Source organism: Algoriphagus aestuariicola (genome assembly GCF_017254835.1).
GTDB classification, from domain to species: Bacteria; Bacteroidota; Bacteroidia; order Cytophagales; family Cyclobacteriaceae; genus Algoriphagus; species Algoriphagus aestuariicola.
In genome coordinates, this window is record NZ_JAFKCW010000001.1 from 963,908 (window position 1) to 984,790 (window position 20,883).

At 49.3% G+C, this 20,883-nt stretch carries 16 protein-coding genes; 11 read left to right on the forward strand and 5 right to left on the reverse strand.

Annotated elements, in window-relative coordinates:
* The first annotated feature begins 113 nt into the window (after positions 1 to 113).
* Together J0A67_RS04130 and J0A67_RS04135 are read left to right on the forward strand one after the other, a co-directional pair.
* Entirely contained in the window at positions 114 to 815 is a 702-nt protein-coding gene (locus J0A67_RS04130; protein ID WP_206568000.1) for a LytR/AlgR family response regulator transcription factor, read from the forward strand.
* Between the two features lie 81 nt (positions 816 to 896).
* Positions 897 to 1,310: a response regulator gene (locus J0A67_RS04135; protein ID WP_206568001.1), complete on the forward strand. Its 414-nt coding sequence runs from the start codon at positions 897 to 899 to the stop codon at positions 1,308 to 1,310.
* Between the two features lie 38 nt (positions 1,311 to 1,348).
* On the opposite strand, the gene J0A67_RS04140 is transcribed toward J0A67_RS04135, so the two are convergent.
* Positions 1,349 to 2,293 (reverse strand): DMT family transporter, encoded by a 945-nt coding sequence (locus J0A67_RS04140; protein WP_206568002.1) that lies wholly within the window; start codon positions 2,291 to 2,293, stop codon positions 1,349 to 1,351.
* Positions 2,294 to 2,509: 216 nt separating this feature from the next.
* On the opposite strand from J0A67_RS04140, the gene J0A67_RS04145 reads away from it, so the two are divergent.
* The 9 genes from J0A67_RS04145 to J0A67_RS04185 all read left to right on the forward strand — a co-directional run bounded on the left by J0A67_RS04145 (position 2,510) and on the right by J0A67_RS04185 (position 15,077).
* Positions 2,510 to 2,968 (forward strand): GbsR/MarR family transcriptional regulator, encoded by a 459-nt coding sequence (locus J0A67_RS04145; RefSeq protein ID WP_206568003.1) that lies wholly within the window; start codon positions 2,510 to 2,512, stop codon positions 2,966 to 2,968.
* A gap of 71 nt (positions 2,969 to 3,039) precedes the next feature.
* Positions 3,040 to 4,410, forward strand: coding sequence for a TolC family protein (locus J0A67_RS04150; protein ID WP_206568004.1), 1,371 nt, complete (start codon positions 3,040 to 3,042; stop codon positions 4,408 to 4,410).
* Between the two features lie 18 nt (positions 4,411 to 4,428).
* Positions 4,429 to 5,481, forward strand: a complete 1,053-nt coding sequence (locus J0A67_RS04155; RefSeq protein ID WP_206568005.1) for an efflux RND transporter periplasmic adaptor subunit — start codon at positions 4,429 to 4,431, stop codon at positions 5,479 to 5,481.
* A 2-nt stretch (positions 5,482 to 5,483) separates the two neighbouring features.
* Positions 5,484 to 8,642: an efflux RND transporter permease subunit gene (locus J0A67_RS04160; RefSeq protein ID WP_206568006.1), complete on the forward strand. Its 3,159-nt coding sequence runs from the start codon at positions 5,484 to 5,486 to the stop codon at positions 8,640 to 8,642.
* A 122-nt stretch (positions 8,643 to 8,764) separates the two neighbouring features.
* On the forward strand, positions 8,765 to 8,995 hold the full coding sequence (locus tag J0A67_RS04165; RefSeq protein WP_206568007.1) for an acyl carrier protein: 231 nt from the start codon (positions 8,765 to 8,767) through the stop codon (positions 8,993 to 8,995).
* 95 nt (positions 8,996 to 9,090) lie between these two features.
* Entirely contained in the window at positions 9,091 to 9,582 is a 492-nt protein-coding gene (locus J0A67_RS04170; protein ID WP_241265058.1) for a GNAT family N-acetyltransferase, read from the forward strand.
* A gap of 314 nt (positions 9,583 to 9,896) precedes the next feature.
* The gene (locus J0A67_RS04175; RefSeq protein WP_206568008.1) at positions 9,897 to 11,645 is read left to right on the forward strand and encodes a 3-keto-disaccharide hydrolase; all 1,749 of its coding nucleotides are present in this window, start codon (positions 9,897 to 9,899) and stop codon (positions 11,643 to 11,645) included.
* A gap of 22 nt (positions 11,646 to 11,667) precedes the next feature.
* On the forward strand, positions 11,668 to 13,599 hold the full coding sequence (locus tag J0A67_RS04180; RefSeq protein ID WP_206568009.1) for a c-type cytochrome: 1,932 nt from the start codon (positions 11,668 to 11,670) through the stop codon (positions 13,597 to 13,599).
* A 251-nt stretch (positions 13,600 to 13,850) separates the two neighbouring features.
* Entirely contained in the window at positions 13,851 to 15,077 is a 1,227-nt protein-coding gene (locus J0A67_RS04185; protein WP_206568010.1) for an MFS transporter, read from the forward strand.
* Between the two features lie 189 nt (positions 15,078 to 15,266).
* Here J0A67_RS04185 and J0A67_RS04190 read toward each other — a convergent pair whose 3' ends face one another.
* From J0A67_RS04190 to J0A67_RS04205, 4 genes are all read right to left on the reverse strand, one after another.
* Entirely contained in the window at positions 15,267 to 15,797 is a 531-nt protein-coding gene (locus J0A67_RS04190; protein ID WP_206568011.1) for an RNA polymerase sigma factor, read from the reverse strand.
* Between the two features lie 373 nt (positions 15,798 to 16,170).
* Positions 16,171 to 18,387 carry a hypothetical protein gene (locus J0A67_RS04195; RefSeq protein ID WP_206568012.1) on the reverse strand — a complete coding sequence of 739 codons (2,217 nt, stop codon included), beginning with the start codon at positions 18,385 to 18,387 and terminating at the stop codon, positions 16,171 to 16,173.
* A gap of 1 nt (position 18,388) precedes the next feature.
* Positions 18,389 to 19,534: a sialidase family protein gene (locus J0A67_RS04200; RefSeq protein WP_206568013.1), complete on the reverse strand. Its 1,146-nt coding sequence runs from the start codon at positions 19,532 to 19,534 to the stop codon at positions 18,389 to 18,391.
* A gap of 176 nt (positions 19,535 to 19,710) precedes the next feature.
* Entirely contained in the window at positions 19,711 to 20,817 is a 1,107-nt protein-coding gene (locus J0A67_RS04205) for a sialidase family protein (RefSeq protein ID WP_206568014.1), read from the reverse strand.
* Positions 20,818 to 20,883 lie beyond the last annotated feature (66 nt).

The window sequence follows — 20,883 nt, forward strand, 5'->3', positions numbered from 1 at the left end:
CTTCAAATCCCTGGTTGGTCACTACGTTTACAATTTGAAGCACATGAATCAAATTGGAGGGATGTCGCATCAAGGTGAGAGAAAATTAAGCTGATGTTTCATAAATTGAAAACATGAAGAAGATCCTGATTGTCGAAGATGAAGCGGAGTTGGCCAACAATATCGGCGAGATTCTGTCCAATCTTGACTACAAGGTGGCGGCAATAGTGGACAACGCTTCGAGTGCACTCGAATTTTTGGAAAAGAATGAGGTCAATTTGATCTTGTTGGATATATTGATTCACGGGGATTTGGACGGGATCGATTTGGCCTACCAAATCAGGGAGAAGTACAATCTTCCGATCGTCTTTAGCACTGCCTATTCCGGCACGGAGTATTTGGAGAGAATCTCCTCGGATATCCATGAGGGATATTTGCTGAAGCCCTTTACCATGGACAGCCTGAAAACAGCGGTCTTTTTTGGGCTGAAGCGACATGAGGAAAAATCGACCAAGGAAACCAAGGCAAAAGGTTCGCTAAAGATCATGGATAAGGGGTACTTGGTGCCTGTGCCGTATTCTGAGATTGTTTATCTCCAAGCGGACGGTCTCTATACCAAGGTTTTTACCAAAGCCAAGTCGTACTTGGTCAGGGATATTTTGAAGAGCTTCGAGGAAAAACTTCCCTCCGAGCAGTTTTTGAGAGTCCACAAGTCTTTTCTGGTGAATATTTCATTTGTGGCGTCGTTTAACGCCAAAAAAATCAATCTCGGTGAGACGAATATTCCAATACGTAGAGGCTTGTATAAGGAATTGATCGACAAGCTGAACGTTTGAAATAGGTCTACTCCAGGGATGGAGCTAAATTCTGGTGAAATTTCGCATCTTTTTTGAATTGCATTTTTATTCAGTCAGTATATGAAAAGGTTTAAAGTTTTGATGATTGAGGACAACCCGGGGGATGTTCTGTTGACATCGGAGGCACTGGGGGAAAGCAAATATGTCATCGACATAGAAGTCGTTCACAACGGCGAAGAGGGAGTGGATTTTTTGTTCCAAAGGGAAAAGTACAAAAACAGCACACGTCCTGATTTGGTCTTGCTGGATATCAATTTGCCATTGAAGACTGGACATGAAGTTCTTCAGGAGATCAAGGCCAACTCGATGACTCGGGAGATTCCGGTCATCATGCTTACCACATCCTCTACCCAGGATGACATCATGACCAGCTATCAGGAGCAGGCTAGCTGCTACATTGTCAAGCCTTCGGAGGCGGACCAATACTATGATTTTATCAAGGTTTTCGACCGGTTTTGCTCCACGCTTAGTTAGGATCTGTGGTCTTGATAGACGGATTAGCCCAGCATCAGCTAGCCGGGAAGGTGGATTTGGCTTTCTTTTCCTTCTTTTTTCTTCCTTGTACCCAGCGCAAGGAGTACAATGGTCGTCAGGATGAATAGCGTTCCCAGCCAATCCATTGGACCGAAATAAACGCCCAGCCAAACCACCGCCACTCCGGCCGCAGCCAAAGGCTCAACGCTACAGAGCAGACTAGCTGTAGAAGGTCCAATCAAAGTCACGGATTTCAAGAAGAAATAGAAGGATATCACACTTCCAAACAAGATGATGTAGGAAAAAGCGATCCATGCCTCCAGATCCCAAATTCCTTCGACATCAAGAGGCTTGCCGAAGAATGCGAAGACCAATCCTCCCACCAGCATGCCCCAACCGGTCACGGTGGCCGGATCAAATTTCCGGAGCAATCCTACTGGCTGAATGGTATAGAAGGCTAAGGCTAGCGCGGAAAGCAAGCCCCAAAAGAGCGCTGCTTCGGAGATGACCAGCTGGTCAAAGGAGCCGTGGGTCACCAAAAGAAATGTACCAATCAATGCGAGTGCTAGCGACGCATATTCCGCCAAAATGGGCCATCTACGATATTTGATGGCATAAAAAGCCACCACCAACAAGGGGCCTATGTATTGCAAAACCGTGGCTGTCGCCGCATTGGAGAGTGAGATGCTGTAAAAATAGGTGTATTGGACGGCCACCATCCCCAATATTCCAAACAGCAACAGGTTTAGCGCATCAGTCTTTTTTTTCCAGATCCGAAGGGTGTCGTTGTTTTTCTTCGTCGACGAAAAGGTCACCAAAATCACTCCGGCGGCAAGCAGTCTCCAGCAGACCAACCTTTCCGGGTCGAAGCCTTTTTGTTCGAAGAGAAACTGCGCGCAGGTCCCCGAAAGCCCCCAAAGTGCCGCCGAGGTAATTGCCATGATCAGACCATAGATTTTTTGGCGACTGCTGCTTGGGGACATATGGCTTGAATTTGCCTGCGAAGATATCTCGATGTGGACATTAATTGAAGTGTAGTTTCGGGAATTTTTATCCGACAGATATAGCGTGAAGGACCCTTGAATCACGAGAGCTTCAAAGCTAAGGAGACAAATTTTTAAGAAAAGTTGGTTCTTTTTTTTGAGAACTAACTGAACCAAATTATCTTTGTGACGTTAACAATACAAAACCCACCGAAGATGCTGACCGAAAAACAGAAAGAACTGATTGAGCGAATCGGAGTATTCCATGAGCATAAGGGCATGCAGCCCTTAGTCGGGCGTATTATCGGACTTTTGCTCGTGAAGGAAAATGCGGAGGCGACTTTTGAGGAAATCGTAGAGCAACTCGGGGTGAGTAAAAGTGCCGTGAGCAACGCGCTCACCTTTCTCCAAGCCAAGGAGAGGATTACCTACCACACCAAGCCTGGTGACCGCAAAAGATACTTTACTATGAAGGTAAATGATTGGAGGGCCGATTTCGAAAAGGAACTGATGAACATCGCCGAGATCCAGCAGTTTATCGACGAAGTATTGGATCTTCATAAAAACCAAAACACGGAATTCTGCTGCCGAATGAAGGACTTCTCCAATTTTCTCGAATTTTTCCGGAAGGAAATACCGGCAATGTTTGAGCGGTTTAAGAAACAGTACTCCTAAAAAATTTTCCCAATTAGTTCTTTTAATACAGAACAAACTATTAGTATCAAAATAAACTACTGACAAACAAAATGTTTCGAAAAAGCCTGATTTACGCATTCACTTTACTGATTCCAGGGGTGTTGTCGGCGCAAAATTCCGTTGCGGAATTGTCGTTTCCGGAGCCTTTGACTCTCAAGGAGACAATTCAGATCGGATTGGAAAACAACCGCAACTACCAGAAAGCCCTTTTGGATGAGGACAAAGCCAAGTATCAACGAAATGAAATCAGGGGAGCCGGACTTCCTCAGGTTTCCGCTTATGGCGACTACAACAATTTCATCGATGTCTATCCGCAGGCGATCCCTGGCGGCGGCTTTTTTGGCGGCAGCCCAGAGGATATCAACGTCATCGCCTTTGGCGTCCCACAATCCCTTAAAGCTGGACTTCAGGTCAATCAGCTAATCTACAGCAACTCCTATTTGATCGGACTGAAAGCTGCCAAAACAGGAGAGGAGTTCTATAGACTTTTGGCACAACAGTCAGAAGAGGACGTGATCCATGAGATCGCGATGAACTACCTGGGCTCGATCCAGCTGGAGTTGCAAAAGGAAAACCTGCTGGCTACGATCGCCGAGCTGGAAGGCTTGGAGAAAATCCTCCAGGCACAATATGAAAACGACTTGGCCCGAAAGGTTGACCTGAACCGGGTCAAGGTAAATCTCACCTCAGTCCGCTCCGAACTGGAGAATCTGGAGATCGCTATCTACCAACGCCAAGGCTATCTAAAGCTCGTCATGGGGATCCCAGTGGACACAGAGATCAGCTTGGATCTGAAAGTAACGGACATGAACCACATGGTGAGGGAGTTTCAGATCGCCGACTTGAACATCGAGGACCGAATGGACATCCAGATCCTCGGGGTGCAGGAGAAACTCTACGAATACGAATACAAAAACATCAAGGCGGAGCACATGCCCCAATTGGTCGGGTTTGCTGACTTCAACAAAAGCGCTTTTTCCCAGGAATTTGATTTCGTTAGCAGTGGCCACAACTGGTATCAAGGCTTTTTGGTCGGCTTGAAGCTGGAGATCCCCATTTTCAACGGGATGCAGACCAAGTACAAGGCGGCCCAATCCAAAGTCAATGCGGAACAGTTGCAACTGGACAAATTCCAGGCGACCGATGCTGCCGAGCTGGAGTACCAAAATGCGCTCAAGCAGTATTACAACTCGCTGAGTACGCTCAAGTCGCTTGAAGAAAATCTCGCCCTTTCCAATGATGTTCTCAACGAGACCCAGCTGCTCTACAAGGAATCGCTCAGCCCATTGACCGACCTCCTGGCGGCAGAGGCAGCCAGTAGACAGGCGCAGGGCAATTACAACAACCAGATCATTCAAGTACGCCTTGCTCAGCTGGAAATCCTTAACTCCACTGGCAAGATCAAAAACCTCATTCTGTAACGCCAACACCTACCTATCATGAAAAAATTACTTATCGTCGGATTTTTGCTCATTGGCGTCAGCGCCATTGCTTACACACTTTACAACAACAAGACCGAACTGGAAGAATCGGCGACCTTGGCCATGAAGTCCAGCGAATACATCTCCGTGACAGTGGAGAAAGTAAGCGAGAAAGAAGTCAACCGGAATTTTGAAGCGAACGGGGTATTCGAGCCCTCACAGGAGCTGAAGCTCATGTCCGAAACCTCTGGTACGATCGTCAAAATCAACAAGAGAAAAGGGGACTATGTGAAGAAGGGGGACGTCATCGTGCAGGTCGATGACCGTCTGATCCGTGCCGACTACACCATCGCCCAGCTCAACTTGGAGCAGGCCGGCAAGGATGTCAAACGCTATGAAAACCTCGCCAATACCGACGCGATCACCAAAAAGCAGCTGGAGGACAACCAGAAAGCCTACAATATCGCGGAGGCGCAATTTTCCGCCTTGCAAAAGAGACTCGACGATACCCAAATCAAGGCTCCAATCTCCGGGTATATCAACGAGGAGTATTATGAAATGGGTGCTTTGGTCAGCCCAGGAATGGCGATAGCCGACCTGATCAATACTTCCCAGCTAAAGCTGTCCGTGCACGTGACCGAAAACGAGATTTCCAAGGTGAAGCTCGGCGACCAGCTTTCCATCCGGGTCAACGCGATCAAAGGCGAAACGTTCACCGGCAAGGTGGACTTCATCTCCAAAAAGGCAGATGGTTCATTCAAATACGAGGTCATCATCATCATGACTGGCTCCAACTTGGACAAGATCAGCCCTGGTATGTTCGGTACCGCCGAGTTTCAGTTTGCCCAGGAAGGCAAAGTTCTACAGATCAGCAGAAAGGCTATCGCCGGAAGCTTGAAGGATCCAGGGGTCTATACGATCCAAAACGGCAAAGCCGTATATAGACCGATCAAAGTTAACCCGCTCACGGAAGGTTCCATCGAGGTGCTCGAAGGTTTAGATTCCAACGATGAGGTCATCGTGTCAGGTTTGATCAATGTGAAAGAAGGTACCCCAGTCAAAGTACAGTAACCATGCAGATTACAAAACTATCCATACAGCGGTCGTCGCTAGTCGTCGTCCTCTTTACCGTACTGACCTTGTTGGGGATATTCTCCTACACCCAGCTGTCCTACGAGCTGCTTCCCAAGATGGAGACCAACATCGTCACCGTAACGACGGTCTACCCCGGCGCAGCGCCATCCGAAGTGGAAACATCCGTCACCAAAAAGATCGAAGACGCCATCGCCTCGCTCGAGGGGATCAAGTCGATGAATTCCATCTCCCAGGAGAGTATTTCCATCATCACGCTTGAGCTGGAGTCCGGCATCGACGTGGATATATCTCTTCAGGATGCCCAGCGAAAGATCAATGCCATCCTCGGCGATTTGCCGGAAGGCGTGGATCCGCCCAGCTTGGGAAAATTCGATTTGGACGATATGCCAATCATCCAGATGGCGGTCTACTCCAATCTCGATCCGGCGCAGTTTTACGATTTGATCAAAAATAAGATCCAGCCCTCCTTGGCACAGATCAACGGGGTGGCTCAGGTCAATATGCTCGGGGGAACCGAGCGTGAAATCAAGGTGAATCTGGACCGTAACAAGTTGGAAGCCTACGGGATTTCCCCCTTGATGGTGATGCAAAAAATCAACACCTCCAATCTAGACTTTCCTACTGGTCGCTTGAAAAACAACGAGGGACAGGTACTGATCCGTTTGGCGGGAAAATTTACCGCCGTGGACGAATTGAAGGAGCTCGTCGTTGCCTACCGAAAGGATGAATCGCCCATTCAACTCAAGGAAGTAGCCGAAGTGGTGGATACCTTCAAGGACGAAGATATCCTCACCCGTCTCAACAACAACGACGCAATTGGCCTAACGATCCAAAAACAGTCGGATGCCAATGCCGTGGAGCTGTCGGAAATTATCCACCGCGAGCTGGAGAAACTCGAACAATCTTATGCGTCCGACGGACTTTCCTTCCAGATTTCACAGGACAGCTCTGATTTTACCCTGGAGGCCGCCAATGATGTAATCAAGGATTTGATCATTGCGATTGTCTTGGTGGCCCTGATCATGTTGCTCTTCCTGCATAGTATCCGAAACGCGGTGATCGTCATGGTCGCGGTACCTGCATCTATCATCGCCACCTTCACGGTGATGCTGCTGATGGGCTTTACGCTCAACTTGATGTCGCTTTTGGCGCTGTCGCTAGTGGTTGGCATCTTGGTGGATGACGCCATTGTGGTGATCGAAAACATCTACAGACACCTAGAGATGGGAAAATCGATTGCCCAGGCTTCCTATGACGGGATTCGCGAGATTGGTGCGACGGTCGTTTCGATTACCCTAGTTATTATCGTGGTATTTGTGCCTCTGGCGATGACTAGCGGCTTGATTTCCGGGATTATCCGCCAGTTCAGTATTACCGTCGCCGTGGCTACCTTATTCAGTTTGCTGGTGGCATTTACCTTGATTCCACTGCTGACTTCGAGATTTTCTAAGCTGGAGCACCTGAACAAAAACTCCTTTTTCGGAAAGCTGGTCTACGGCTTTGAAAGAGGCTTGGATGCCTTTGTGGACTGGCTGGTCGATATTCTCAAGTGGGGATTCGCCCACAAGTTTGTCATGCTCGCGACCACCTTCGTGTTGTTTATTGCCTCTTTCTTCCTGATAGCAGGCGGCTGGATTGGAAGTGAATTCGTGTCCCAAGGTGACCGGGGTGAATTTCAAATCAGGATGGAATTGCCCAAGGACGCCACGCTGGAGCAGACCAATTTCAAAACCCAGGAGGTGGAATCCTACCTAAGGACTCTGCCAGAGGTGAGCGAAGTGTTCACCACAGTGGGTAGATCCAGCGGACAGTTTACCGGATCCCAAGCCTCGCCGTTCACCGCGGAGATAGCGGTGAAGCTGGTGGATAAAAAACACAGAACCCAGACTGGGCCGGAGTTTGCCCGGGATGTCGAAAACTATCTTGAGGAGAATATCCCGGGTGCGGAATACACTTCCGTGCCGATCTCCATCATGGGCACAGCGGCCGATGCACCTATTCAGGTCATTGTATCCGGTCCAGATCGTGACTCCGTGGCGGTGACCGCTCAGAAGATCGAAGAAATCTTAAGGGGAATACGTGGCACCAGAAAGATCGAAAGCTCCTTGGAAGCAGGCAACCCAGAAATCCGGGTAGAGGTAGATCGGTTCAAAATGAACGAGCTGGGACTTTCCATGGACCAAGTGGGTGGTACCTTGCAGGTGGCGTTCAACGGTAACGACGATTCCAAGTACTCCGACGGGGACTACGAATACGACATCCAAATTCGATTGAATGAGTTTGATCGCAGGGAAATCTCCGACGTCGAAAGCATTACTTTCCTCAATGACAAAGGGCAGCTGGTAAAACTCGCTCAGTTTGCCCAGGTGCTGCAGTCCGAAGGACCGACAAAGCTTGAACGAAGAGACCGAGTAGGATCCGTGAAGATTACTTCGCAGGTCGCTGGTGTGCCTTCCGGTACTGTTGGAGCTCAGCTCACTGCCCAGATCAACGAGCTCCAGCTACCTCCCCAGGTCCAGATCAACTACGATGGGGACATGAAAAACCAAAGTGAAGGCTTTGGCAGCTTGGGTATCGCCTTGATTGCATCCATACTACTGATCTATCTGATCATGGTAGCGCTGTACGATTCATACGTGTATCCGCTGGTGGTGATGTTCTCACTGCCGATGGCCTTGATCGGTTCATTACTTGCTTTGGCACTGACAAAGAGTACGCTGAGTATCTTTTCCATAATGGGTTTGATCATGCTGATGGGGCTGGTTGCGAAAAATGCGATTCTCTTGGTAGACTTTACCAACCAGCTGAAAGAAGCTGGCGTGGAAGTGAAGAAAGCCTTGGAAAAGGCCGTGAAGATCCGATTCCGTCCTATCCTAATGACCACGCTTGCGATGGTGATCGGGATGCTCCCGATTGCCTTGGCAGGTGGCGCAGGTGCGGAGTGGAAAAACGGTTTGGCTTGGGTAATCATCGGGGGCTTGATCTCCTCCATGTTCCTGACCTTGGTTGTCGTGCCGGTGATTTACTACCTCTTTGACCGCTTCTTGGCGAAGATAGGTAAGTCTGAGAAAAAGGAAATCGCACTGGATGACACTCCAGTGGAGGAATTTGAATCTGAGGCCGCCGCTTACGTCTGATCCGAATTGGTTGATGATGAGGACGGAGCAAGGGCCTGATTCCCTCGACTGGGATTCGGGCCCCGGCCCAGATTTTATGGAAACGGATAGAAATAAAATAAAACCAACTAAAGCGCTGTGATATGAGAGGAGTCAATATTGCCAAAAAGCTGTACAAAGTATTTGAGTCATATGGAATCAACTACGACGGAAGACAGGGGAACCTTCACCTGAAAAACGACCTGCACATGGATGAGGTCTTCATCAACGGGCTGATCTTTGAGCTGGAATATGTGTCCCAGAAGAATCTTGAGAAGGACTTCGCGGACCTAGAACTCCGTCCCGCAAAATTGATAGCCGAATTCGTCTCTTGACTAGGATCTAGTAAACAGTTGATTTAATTGCCCCCGCCCGGATTGGTTTCGAGTCCGGGTTTTTACTTTTACTTTGACAAGAAACACTGACCACAATGCAGACAATGATTTTTCAGACGGCAACTAGGGAGGATTCTGATCGGCTATGGGAAATCATCGAGCCCATCATACGGGCAGGAGAAACCTACGTGTTTTCGCCTGACTCATCTAGGGAAAAGATGCTGGACTATTGGCTCGACTCCGACAAAGACACCTACGTGGCGAAGTTGGATGGTGAGATCCTGGGGACTTTTTACCTCAAAGCCAATCAACCCGACCGTGGCTCACACGTCGTCAATGCAGGCTATATGGTTGCGGCAAAGGCGGGAGGAAGGGGCATTGGCAGAGCCATGGCCGACTTTTCTTTTTCCGAGGCCAGGCGCTTGGGCTACACGGCCATGCAGTTTAATTATGTCATTTCAAGCAATACAATTGCTGTGAGTCTTTGGGAAAAGCTGGGTTTCAAGATTGTGGGGCAGGTTCCCGATGCGTTTATGCATCCCAAACTCGGGCCCACGGATGTTTATGTGATGTATCGTAAACTGTGATGGAAGTAGCAAGACGTGAGTATCAAGAATCAAGAAGCTAGATCGAAGAGATTTTTGATTTGCGATTTTCGAGATTAAAATTGGGGTTAGGTCAAGGCCCAGATGGGCGTCCGAGGTGCGGGACTTTCCAACGCTCGTACTGAGCTTGTCGAAGTATGCCACTTTCCAACCTTCGACTTCCCGACTTCCTGGCTCCCGCCTCCCGTCTTCCCGCATTCCCTCATATTTCTTTTGCCGCTTTCGTCATTCGGAGCTAATTTCCGCCCCAATTAATTTCCCAAAGTTTTATGTTCTCAAACCGAAAATCGATTTGGATGGGAACGGCTCTGATTTTTTCGGCCGTGTCCGTCCAAGCGCAAACCAAGCTTCAGCTGGCTTCCTTCGAAAACAACAAAGGAAGCTGGAGTGAAGTCGCAAAGGTCTGGGTTGATCCTACCCAGTCCAGCCACGAGCTGCTTTCCGAAGGGAAGGGCAGCATCCTCCTCAACGCCCCCACCAAAAAGAAACCCGGGACAGACATCGTCTCTACCGAGAAGTTTGGCGACGGCGAATACACGCTGGTGTACATGATGGCGCCCGGCTCCAACTCCGGCATCTACCTCCAGGGCCAATATGAGATCCAGCTACTCGACAGCTGGACCAAAACCCAGTTTAAAGCAGGAGACAACGGTGGCATCTATGAGCGCTGGGATGAGTCCAAGCCAGATGGACAAAAAGGCTACCAAGGATATGCCCCACGCCTCAATGCCAGCAAGGCTCCTGGAGTATGGCAAACCCTCAAAGTTCAGTTTAGAGCCCCTAGGTTTTCAGAATCAGGAGAGAAGGTCGAAAACGCCCGCATCGTATCTGCCACCCTGAATGGCGTAACCATCCACGAAGATGTGGAACTGTTTGGTCCTACCCGTGGCGCACTTCCCGGCGGTGAAGTGGCCGAAGGGCCCATCCGGATCCAAGGCGATCATGGTCCGATTGCCATCCAGTCTTTGGAAGTGAAGCAATACGATACCCCAGCTCCGGAATTCAGCAGTATTTCTTATCAGGTTTATCCGGGTTCTTACACCACTTTGCCTGAAGAATCTACCCTGAAATCTTCCTCTACCGGCAAAATCAAAACGTTCGATGAATTTGTGGCGGGTCTAACCTCTGCCTCCCTGAGCAAGTTTGAAGGGACTATCTCAGTGAAAAAAGCTGGAAACTATACCTTCAGAATGGCCGTGCCCAACAATGGATTGGGGGCTATCCAGATTGGAAATGGCTCAGAGCAACTCCAATTGAGGCAGGGAATGATTACTTCTGCAAAAGCTCTCCAGCCTGGAGAGGTTCCCTTTGTAATCTGGGTGTCCAAGCCCACAGACTGGACTGCACAGGGATTTTACCTCACGGCGGAAGCAGAGGCCATGTGGCCAACTACCTATAGCAATCCTGCTGGCATGGATTCTTGGTCCACTGACCCAATTCTAGTCGATACCCGTGAGACTCCTGTGCTAAGATCATTTATTGAAGTGCCGGGACGGAAGAAGATTTCCCATGGGATTTCAGTTTCTTCTGCTGCCGGAGCTAATTATTCTTACGATCTGAATTCCAACCAGCTCCTCAGAGTTTGGAGAGGTGGATTTTTGGATGCTACTCCGATGTGGGACAGTCGAGGCAACGGAGTATCCAGACCAGTGGGTGTAGTGACCGAACTGAACCAAGGATCACCCTTGCTGCACAACGCGGACTTTAGCGCAGCTTCCAAGGAATGGCAAGCCAAAGGCTATCAGATTCTGGGTGATGGTGCGGTAAAATTTATGTCCGTTTCCAAAGACGGAATCCAGCTGAAAGACCAGATCCAGGTAAAAGCCGACGGAAAAGGCATAGACAGAATCCTGGAACTTTCAGGCAACAGCGCATCGATGCTGGTTTGCGTCGCACCAGGCAAGACACTCACAAAAGTGTCAGACAACACGTATTTGGTCGAAGAGACCGGCGTATTTCTGGTTTCAGGCCAGGCTCCCAAAGTCGGTACCGATGGTATCTACCTGCCTGTCACCACCGCGTTGACCTATAGTCTGCTGTTTTAATCCTGTTTAGAAAGAAAAAGATATGTTTCGATTGAATTTTAATTTGAAATCCTTGACTCTGGGTGCCTTGGCATTCGGAATGAGCCTTTCTTTGCTAGCTCAGGAGTCACCCAAAGAGGAGGACTTTTTCAAGATCCTCAAAGTCCCAGCGCCGGAAGGCACCCTGCTTGAAGTAGGGGGATTGGCCATGATGCCAAACGGCAATTTGGCTGTTTCTACCCGCCGTGGCGACGTGTTTATCGTAGAAAATCCTACCTCCCAGAGACCCTATTTCAACAAGTTTGCCTCAGGCCTTCATGAGATCTTGGGCTTGGCATACCATGAAGGTTCACTCTACATGGTGCAGCGGGGAGAGCTGACCAAGTTGACGGATCTGAACTCCGACGGTAAGGCAGATTGGTACGAGACGGTAGCCAGCTGGCCGCTATCCGCTCACTATCACGAGTACAGCTTTGGCCCCAAAATCGCCTCTGACGGCAACTTCATCGTCACGACTAATGTGGCTTTTGGTGATCAGGAATGGTGGAGAGGCGAAAGCAAAGTGCCTTTCAGAGGCTGGACGCTCAAGATCCATCCGGACGGTACGATCGAGCCCTATGCCACGGGGATGAGATCTCCGGCAGGCCCAGGTATTCTTCACGGGGAAGTGTTTTACACTGAAAACCAAGGTGATTACATGGGGTCTGGCGGTCTTTGGCACCTGGAGAAAGGCGACTTCTCAGGCCACCCGGCGGGTCTCCGCTGGTCGGACTTGGAAAACTCACCAATAAAGATGACTCCTTCTGAATTTGACGCGGTGGTGGATCCGATGAAAATCAAGGGTGCAAATGGCAACTTTATCAAGCCCGAAAACGATGTCAACGCTCCCTTCATCACTTTGGCGGAAGCTGAAAAATCCCTGCCGGCCATCAAACTTCCGGCGGTTTGGTTGCCTCACGGCATCCACGGGATTTCCAACTCCGAGCCGATCATGATTCCTGAGAATTACTGGGGCCCCTTTGGTGGACAGATCCTGGTCGGAGACCAAGGACAAAGCAAGATCATGCGCATCATGCTGGAAAAGGTAAATGGAGTGTATCAGGGGGCTTCGATTGACTTCAGGGCTGGGTTCCAGTCTGGAGTCTTGAGAATGGTTTTCGCAGAAGACCAGTCACTCTTTGTAGGTGAAACCAACAGGGGTTGGGGTTCTGCGGGCGATGCCAATGAAGGCTTGCAGCGTCTGGTGTGGAACCGCGAGGCTCCATTCGAGATGAGAACCGTAAAAGCAAAACCTGACGGATTCGAAATCGAATTTACCAAGCCGGTGGATAAAAAGTCTGCGGAGGATCTGACCTCTTACATGGTTTCCAGCTTTACCTACAAGTATTTTCCAGTCTATGGTAGCCCCCCTGTGAAGGCGATGGATCACGAAATCTTGGGCGTAGAAGTATCCGAGGACGGCCGAAAAGTAAGAATCGCGATCAACGATCCTCAGCAGTACCATATCCACAAAATCAGCCTTCCGGGCATCCGTGAAGCGGTTAACTCGCACGAGTTGGTTCACATGGATGCTTACTACACATTGAACCAGATTCCTTCTGGAGACAAGATGGTTATCAAGCCTAAGCCTGCTCCGGTAGCGCCAGCACCAGCGAAGGCTACTGCGGCAACTTCCAAACCAGCTGCAACCTCGCCTGCCAAACCTGTAGCCAATGCTGTTCCCAGCGAAGCTGAGATCAAAACTTTGTTGGCCAAAAACACCTGTACTGCCTGCCATCAGACAGACAAGAAGGTGGTTGGTCCACCGTTTGCAGAAATCGCTAAGCGCAACTATACGCCTGAAAAGATTGTGGACCTGATCTATAATCCCAAGCCGGAAAACTGGCCTGGCTATGCGACGCCTATGGCTCCCATGCCCCAGGTACTACGTGAGGAAGCTCTCAAGATCGCCAGATGGATCAATTCTTTGAAGTAAGAATCTGGCTACATCACATCAAAAAACCGAAGTCTAGAGCTTCGGTTTTTTTGTGTTCTTTACTTGTGAAGAAAAGCATCGCAAAGAAGGACGTCACTGATTTCGCGCCTGCTCCCCACGTCCTTGTTGGCGAATTGAGTGGTGGTTTCTGTCAGTTAAGCTTCAATTCAAATCCAAGGCTTTAGTTTGGAAAACATACTATCTTGAGCTTGAGATCTAACCCCCAAAAAAGCTCCACAGCTCGAACAAAAATGAGATACATTTTGCCCACGATTGTCATTGCACAGTTTTTTTGTACATCACTTTGGTTTGCGGGCAACTCAATTATAGCTGACCTGGGAAAGGAATTGGAGCTGGATCAGGGTTTTTTGGCACATCTTACCAGCTCGATCCAGCTTGGGTTTATTGCAGGTACTTTGGTGTTTGCAGTGTTTACGATTGCCGACCGATTTTCGCCTTCATTGGTTTTTTTCCTCAGTGCAATCTTTGCGGGACTTTTTAATCTTGGGATTACCCTAGACGGGATTGGCCCCGCCGAAATCCTGGCATTCAGATTTTTGACAGGTTTCTTTCTTGCAGGAATCTACCCTGTTGGAATGAAAATCGCTTCCGATTACTATCAAGCAGGCCTGGGAAAATCGCTTGGTTTTTTGGTTGGTGCATTGGTTATGGGAACTGCTTTTCCGCATCTTCTGAAATACCTTACCCTCGGCCTACCCTGGAAATTTGTAATGTATGGCACATCTGTTCTGTCGCTGATTGGTGGGATGGGCATTTGGTTTTTTGTGCCGGACGGTCCCTTCCATAAATCCGGACAGGGCATTAAGCTCACTGCCTTTATGAGAGGGTTTAGAAACCGGGATTTTCGGGCATTCGCTTTCGGCTACTTCGGCCATATGTGGGAGCTGTATGCCTTTTGGGCTTTTGTCCCGGTGATGCTATCAACCTACAACAGGTCCTATCCCGAGCTTGGGCTAAATGTTCCCCTGTATGCTTTTCTGATCATTGCCTCAGGCGCATTTGCCTGCATTTTAGGTGGGGTTCTTTCGCAGTATTTTGGGGCAAAGAAGATAGCTAGGTTGTCTCTGCTTATTTCCTGTATCTGCTGTTTGGTTTCGCCTATCTTCCTGTTATCCAGTTCGCCAGTGCTGTTTTTGACTTTTCTGTTTGTTTGGGGACTTTCTGTCATTGCCGATTCTCCCTTGTTTTCAACATTGGTCGCAACGCATGCTCCTGCGGAATCTCGGGGTTCTTCCCTTACCATCGTGAATTGCATAGGATTTTCGATCACCATTGTCAGCATTCAGGCGATCAATCTTCTGTCGTCACGCATGGGCTTCCAATACCTTTATCTCTTGCTGGCAATTGGGCCATTACTGGGATTGCTGGCGCTTTCGAGAAGTGGCGAGGCATCGCGCGGTCGATCGATCGCCAACCAATGGTCATCCGGACCGCTAGGGGATAATCTAGGAAAATAGGGCCATGGGGGTCAAAAATGGAAGAAATTTTGGATCCTCGGGCTTAAATTCCCAAAGCCTTGTGAAACCAACCACCAAAGAAAATTCCACCTAAAAGCGAAAAGCTCGCAGGGGGAATTTTGATACTTGGACTGGTTTTGGGCTATTGTTGCACAAGCTGAAAAAATGCAGTGTTAAGTTGTATTGAGCTCAAAGCAGCTGCTCTCTCAGCATCAGTTTGGCTTTAATCAGGTGGTTTTTAACGGTGTTTTTTGAAATCATCAGCTTCTCGGCTATTTCCTGGTAAGAAAGGTTTTGGAAGTAGGAGAGTTCGATTACCTTTTTGCGCTGAACCGAAAGCCCTTCCAGTGCATACTCCAGGTTGGTGAAGATCTCCTCCTCCTCAGCGGCGGTCATCGAGTCGCCGGATTCAATCCGATTTTTGTAATAATCCTCGATGCGTTCCCTGTCTTTTTTGAGTTTTTTGAAGTAGTCGATCACTTCATTCTTCGCAATGGTGAACACGTAGGCGTTGATGCCGTCATCCGTGCAAAGCTTCTCCCTTCTGCGAATGATCTTCATGATCACTTCATGGAAAATGCTTTCTGAGTCGTTGGTATCCTTGACCATGGATACAATAAATCGCATGACAGGCGCTTTGTAGAAGGTATAGACCGCCTCGATGGCGTGCTTTTCTCCGTTCCTGAATGCTTCAAAAATTGATCGATCAAGTGGGTTCATTTTTATTGTGTTTTTCTTTCGGGTGAAATTTTCAAAAAAATAAACACAAGTTCTTACGCATATCACGCATATTAGACCTCAATTTGCGAAAAGTTTGTCGGCCCAAGATTACTGGTATATGTCTTAAAAATCAGAAGGTTGGCGTCGTTTTACCAAGAAGTTATCATTCTGGGAATTTTTGGATGGTTTTGTTGGTGAATTAGCAAGGATAGACCGAAATGTTAACGGGATGTTGTCTTCTGCGACCTCTTGGCAAAAAGTAGAAATCATGGTTCGGGCACCGGCCAGTCGACGTCACCTCTAGGTGTTTTCAGAAGAAAAAAAAGGAAGACAAGAAACCCGTCTCCCTTTTTCGATAGTTAATCCGCCATAGTTATTGGATGACTTCCAAGTATCTGCCCATCCAGTAGGGAAGAAGCCAGATATCGCCTGGACTATATTCGACCCGTCCATCATTGCCGCCATCTAGGGCAAAGCGGTTGGCATTGTGTCTTGCGATGCGTGCCTCGCTAGGCGGAAGCACCTCCTTGGTCGTCTGGTTTCGAAAGTTCGGCTCCATCAATTCTATGTCTTTTCTGTGGCTGTTTTTGACATTCCAACTGATCAGGTCGATAGGATGTCTTTCGAGAAACCAGATCGCTTCCTCCAAGTCAAAGTTTTCGGGCTGAACTAACGCAGTCATGATATTCCAAAGCCCTTCCTTTTCCGGACGTTCTGCTTCCCAATGATCTACGATGCTTTCCTTGTACTTTGCTTTGAGCTTTTCATCAAAGGCATAGCGGTACAAGCCCCAATACCCGACGTAATACATTTCATCGTCTGAATGGTTCCAGCCGTCTGATAGCATTTTGCTCCAGTCATCGCTGCCCTCGCCGGATCTGCCGATGCCAGCCATCGGACGCATCATGTTTTCTAGATAGCCGTACTTGTCCATCAGCTCAAAAGCCTTGTCCTTGTACATTTGTTTGCCGGTAAAATAGTAAGCGGTCTGAAGCATACCGGTGATGTTGGAGGAATTGAGTTTGCGGTCGCCTACGCTTGTGGGGAAGCTGTTGACGTAGTCCGGGTTCCACTTACCCCAGAGTGTTGGCTTGCCGTCGTAGTCGATGAGGTACATGTCGTTTTTCACGATGTGGGTCATGAGCGCGTCAAGAAGCTCTATAGATTTGGCTTTGACCCAGGGGTCATCGACTACCTCAGCAAGTACTCCGAAAACAAATACGTGTCCGATGGCCTCATCCGATGAAGTGGTAGCCTTCCAATCCCACTCCGGGTCAGAGGCATGCTGCCATCTCTCCGGATCAGAAAGCTGCTCGATATAGCCTCTGCGCTCAAAGGATCTGGAGGGAAAGCCCTCGACTGGATTGATGGTGAACAAGCGCTCCATTGCCAAGAGGGACTCTTTGCAGTTCTGCAGGGCTTCAGGAGATTTGGTGACCGCATAGCGGAAAGCTTCTCCGGCAAGGTACATCGTGGTCCAAAGACCGTCGTTGTCGGAATCGGTCAGTCGGGCGGTGCCAAGATTCCCCGGCTCCAGGAGGTCTATGGAGGAGTTGAAGCCATGGCGGATATGGCGCTCCCGCATCTGTCTGTCGAGGATGGCAGCTTTTTGTTCCAGAGTCATTTCCTCAAATACGATAGTTCCAAGGCCATTTTCGGTCAGCACGTGGGTCTTGTTGTCTTGGACGATGAGGTCTTTTACCTGCTCGCCGGGCATCCATCGCTTGCCGTGGTAGTAGCTGAAATGACCGCCCGCATCCATTTTGAAAGCCCCCATGCTGGAGCCAAACCAGATGTCGTCGCCATTGCTCTGCACCGTGGTGATCTCCGTCCACGGGAGTTTTTGGTTTATTTCGCTTTGTTTTTTAGCCTTGACGTCGTAGGTAAAGTAGCCGTTTTTCGTGCCTACGACCAATTGGTTTTTGGCAGGGTGAAAAGCCAAGGCAGTCATCCTCTCCGCGCTCAGGGCTTTGTTGACCGTTTTTCCGCCAGGAGAAAAGGAGTAGATCTCTTTCTCGGTCAGGATCCAAAACAGGTTTTCGCCAGCGTCAAAGACAATGTCCAAGACTGTGAAGCCCGCAGGCAGCTCAAAGGCGTGGGGTGCTTGGTCTTTTTGGAGAAGCTGCAGTTTGTTTTTTGCGGCAGCCAAGAAGACGAAGTCTTTTCCACCGACAAAGGCAGTAGGAGCTACGAGACTATGCTGAAAGTAGACTGACCCAGCCCAAGCATTGCTGAACACAGCCTTGTCGTCCAGATAAACCAGTTGGTCTTGGTAGCGATCTATCGCCAGGACCTTTTTGTCCTTCATGGGAAGGTAGGTTTTGTCCGGGACAAGTTTGCCATCCAGCTGGAAATACCCCCCATAGGGCATCAGAAGTTGGTTTGCCTCCAAGACTTGCACTACTCCGTTGCGGTCAGCGGCGAGGCTATACTGGTGGGCAGTGCTGAGACTTGCGTTATTCTTGACCGCATAGTCCTGCAAAAACACCCGGTCTTTGTGAACCTCTTTTGTGGCTGCATTCTGTGCCGAGGTCTGCATCCCAACTTGGGTAGCCAGAGCCAAGGCCAGCATCAGTGGTTTTTTCTTCATCTTACTTTAGTGATTCGGGATTGATACGCTTATATACAATGGTTTTGCCTCCAGGCTTATGGCTGGAGTAGGTGATGTGGATCGTCCCAGACACGTCCTGAATGAGGGACGGGTAGGAGAAGCCTCCATTTTTGGTTGTGTCATTCTCCAAGTAGAGGGGCTGACTGGACCAAGTTTCCCCTTCGTCGGAGGATATCCAGAGGGCAAGTTGGTAGCGCCCATCGGGAATGTCATTGCCCACAAGTATCCACCTGCCATCCGCAAGCCGAAGCAGTTCCACGCTTGCGGTGTTGGGCAGGGAGGTTTTGGTAGCGGGTGTCCAGCTTAGTCCTTGGTCTTTGGAAATACTCTTTTGGATAAAGTTGGGGCCGTCACCCGAGTCCCGGAGCATGGCTACGATTTCGCCGTTTTTGCGCTGGGCCAAAGCTGGCTGGATAGGGCCTCTGCCAACCAGTGGCAGACTGGGCTTCCAGGTCTCCCCATGGTCTTCCGAGATTGCCATGAGCGAAAGGTTGAATCCGTCGGAGTAGAGCGGCAAGATGATTTTTTCTCCCATCACCAAAGGCTTGATTCGCGTCATCCATCCAATGCTGCGGTATTTGGGATTTTTGGAGGCCTCGACCGTGAGTTTGTCGTAGTCGGGCGCATAGGCTGACCATCCGTGGTGGCTGTCGGGAAGTTGTTTCAGTTTTGTCTCCACTTCTTTTGCAAATTCCTCACCGGGCTTAAGAAGAATATTGTCCTGCCAGTTCCAGATAGGTGCTCCGGCTTGGTCGTAGTTGTTGCTTTTGCGGGTTCTCAGGATGGACTGTTCCCATTGGTTGCCCAATACGGCGATCCAAGCGAGGGTCAGTTCGTTTTTGGAATTGAGAAATAGTACCGGGTTGCAGTCGGGGATTCCCGGCGTATCGGCCATTGGGAAAGGAGCGGACCAGGTGGAAGCGCCTTTGCTTTTACGCGCGCCCAAAATCCGTACATCATCCGCTGTCCGTTCTCCCGACCCTTGGAACCAAGCTGCAAGAAGGTCTCCATTTGGTAAGGCTACAATGCTGCTGCCGTGGGCATGCTCAGCCTGGGGGGTGAAAATTTGCTGGCTGACCTCTGTCTGGACGACTGTTTGTGCCGCGAGTTCCCCAATTGCTACCATGAGAAAAAGGATTGGTAAGCATCGGGTTATTGTGCGCTTGAACTGCATCTTTTGATTTTTTTGAGACAAATCCGCCTAGCCCCCTTTGATTCCGTGAGCATGCGGGAGGGGAGTGCGGTACTACAATGTTGAATGTTGTTTCTTTACTTTTCAGCCAGCGGTATCCGCAGCTGAGACTACAGTCCTTCGACCTTGAATTTCCAGAAGGCGACTTTCTGTCGGTTCCAGGTGTAGGTCATGATCAGATTTTCACCATCGAAAATGATGCTGGGGTAGGAAAACTCGGTCTCGGGATCTTCGCCTTTTTCAATGGTCTGGTCAATGGCCCAGGTTTTTCCGTTATCCAGGGAGATGGCGAGGTTGATCGGGTTTCGGTCACCCCAGTTTTCACCAACGGGGTTGTAGATAAGGGCGATTTTTTCTCCTCCAAGATGAGCGACATCAATCCCGCTGTTGTTGTTTGGCAGGTCGGTCAGGTAAATGGGTGACCAGGTTTTCCCATAGTCTTTGGAGTCGGTGCGGGCGATTTTTCCACCGGACGTTCTGAGTAGGGCGTGGACATTGCCAGGAGAGGATTCCCAAACCGTAGGCTGTATGACGCCTTCTTCGGGAATGAGTGTTCTGTCCAGTTCGATGAAGGGTGTGGCTTCCCAGGTTTTTCCGCCATCAGTACTTCTGTCCATAAAGGCATTCCAGACTTTGTTTTTCTCGTTGGAAGCTGGAGCTAGCCAAGTACCGTCCGACAATACGATATTATGATTTCTAACAGGGCCTCTTCCGCCTTTGTCACCGGGTACCAGTTCCACGGGTGTGGTCCAGGTTTTTCCCTTGTCTTCGGAGGTTTGCACCCAGGTTTCCCAATCGTCGATTTCCTTCCCGACTTTGAAATACAGGTAAATCTTTTCGTCGGGAGCGTTGAAAAGCACCGGATTCCAATGCGGGTCGTTTCGGATCTTGGCTACTTTCCGGGGAACTTCCCAGTTGTTTCCATCGCCTTTTGCCATCCAGATGCTCACATCGTCGTGCTTTTCGTGTGTGCCTCCAAACCATGCCACTAGGTATTCTCCGGGATTTGCCTCTATAATCGTGGAGGCATGTCCTTGGGCAAATTCCGGATGGCTGTCAAAGATCTTGCTCGAGCTGACCTGGGTCAAGCTCAGGGAATCAGAGGCCACAGCATCGGATTCTTCGGAGCTGCTGGAGCCAGCACAGCAGACAAAAAGTAAAGAGCTCGCAAGGGCGCAGCAGACTACGGACAGCAGGCGAAATGGAAAAGGTGTCATTCGTTTCTTTATTTTGGATTAAATACTAGATGAGCTTCAATTAGGACTAATCCGCCCACATAAAAA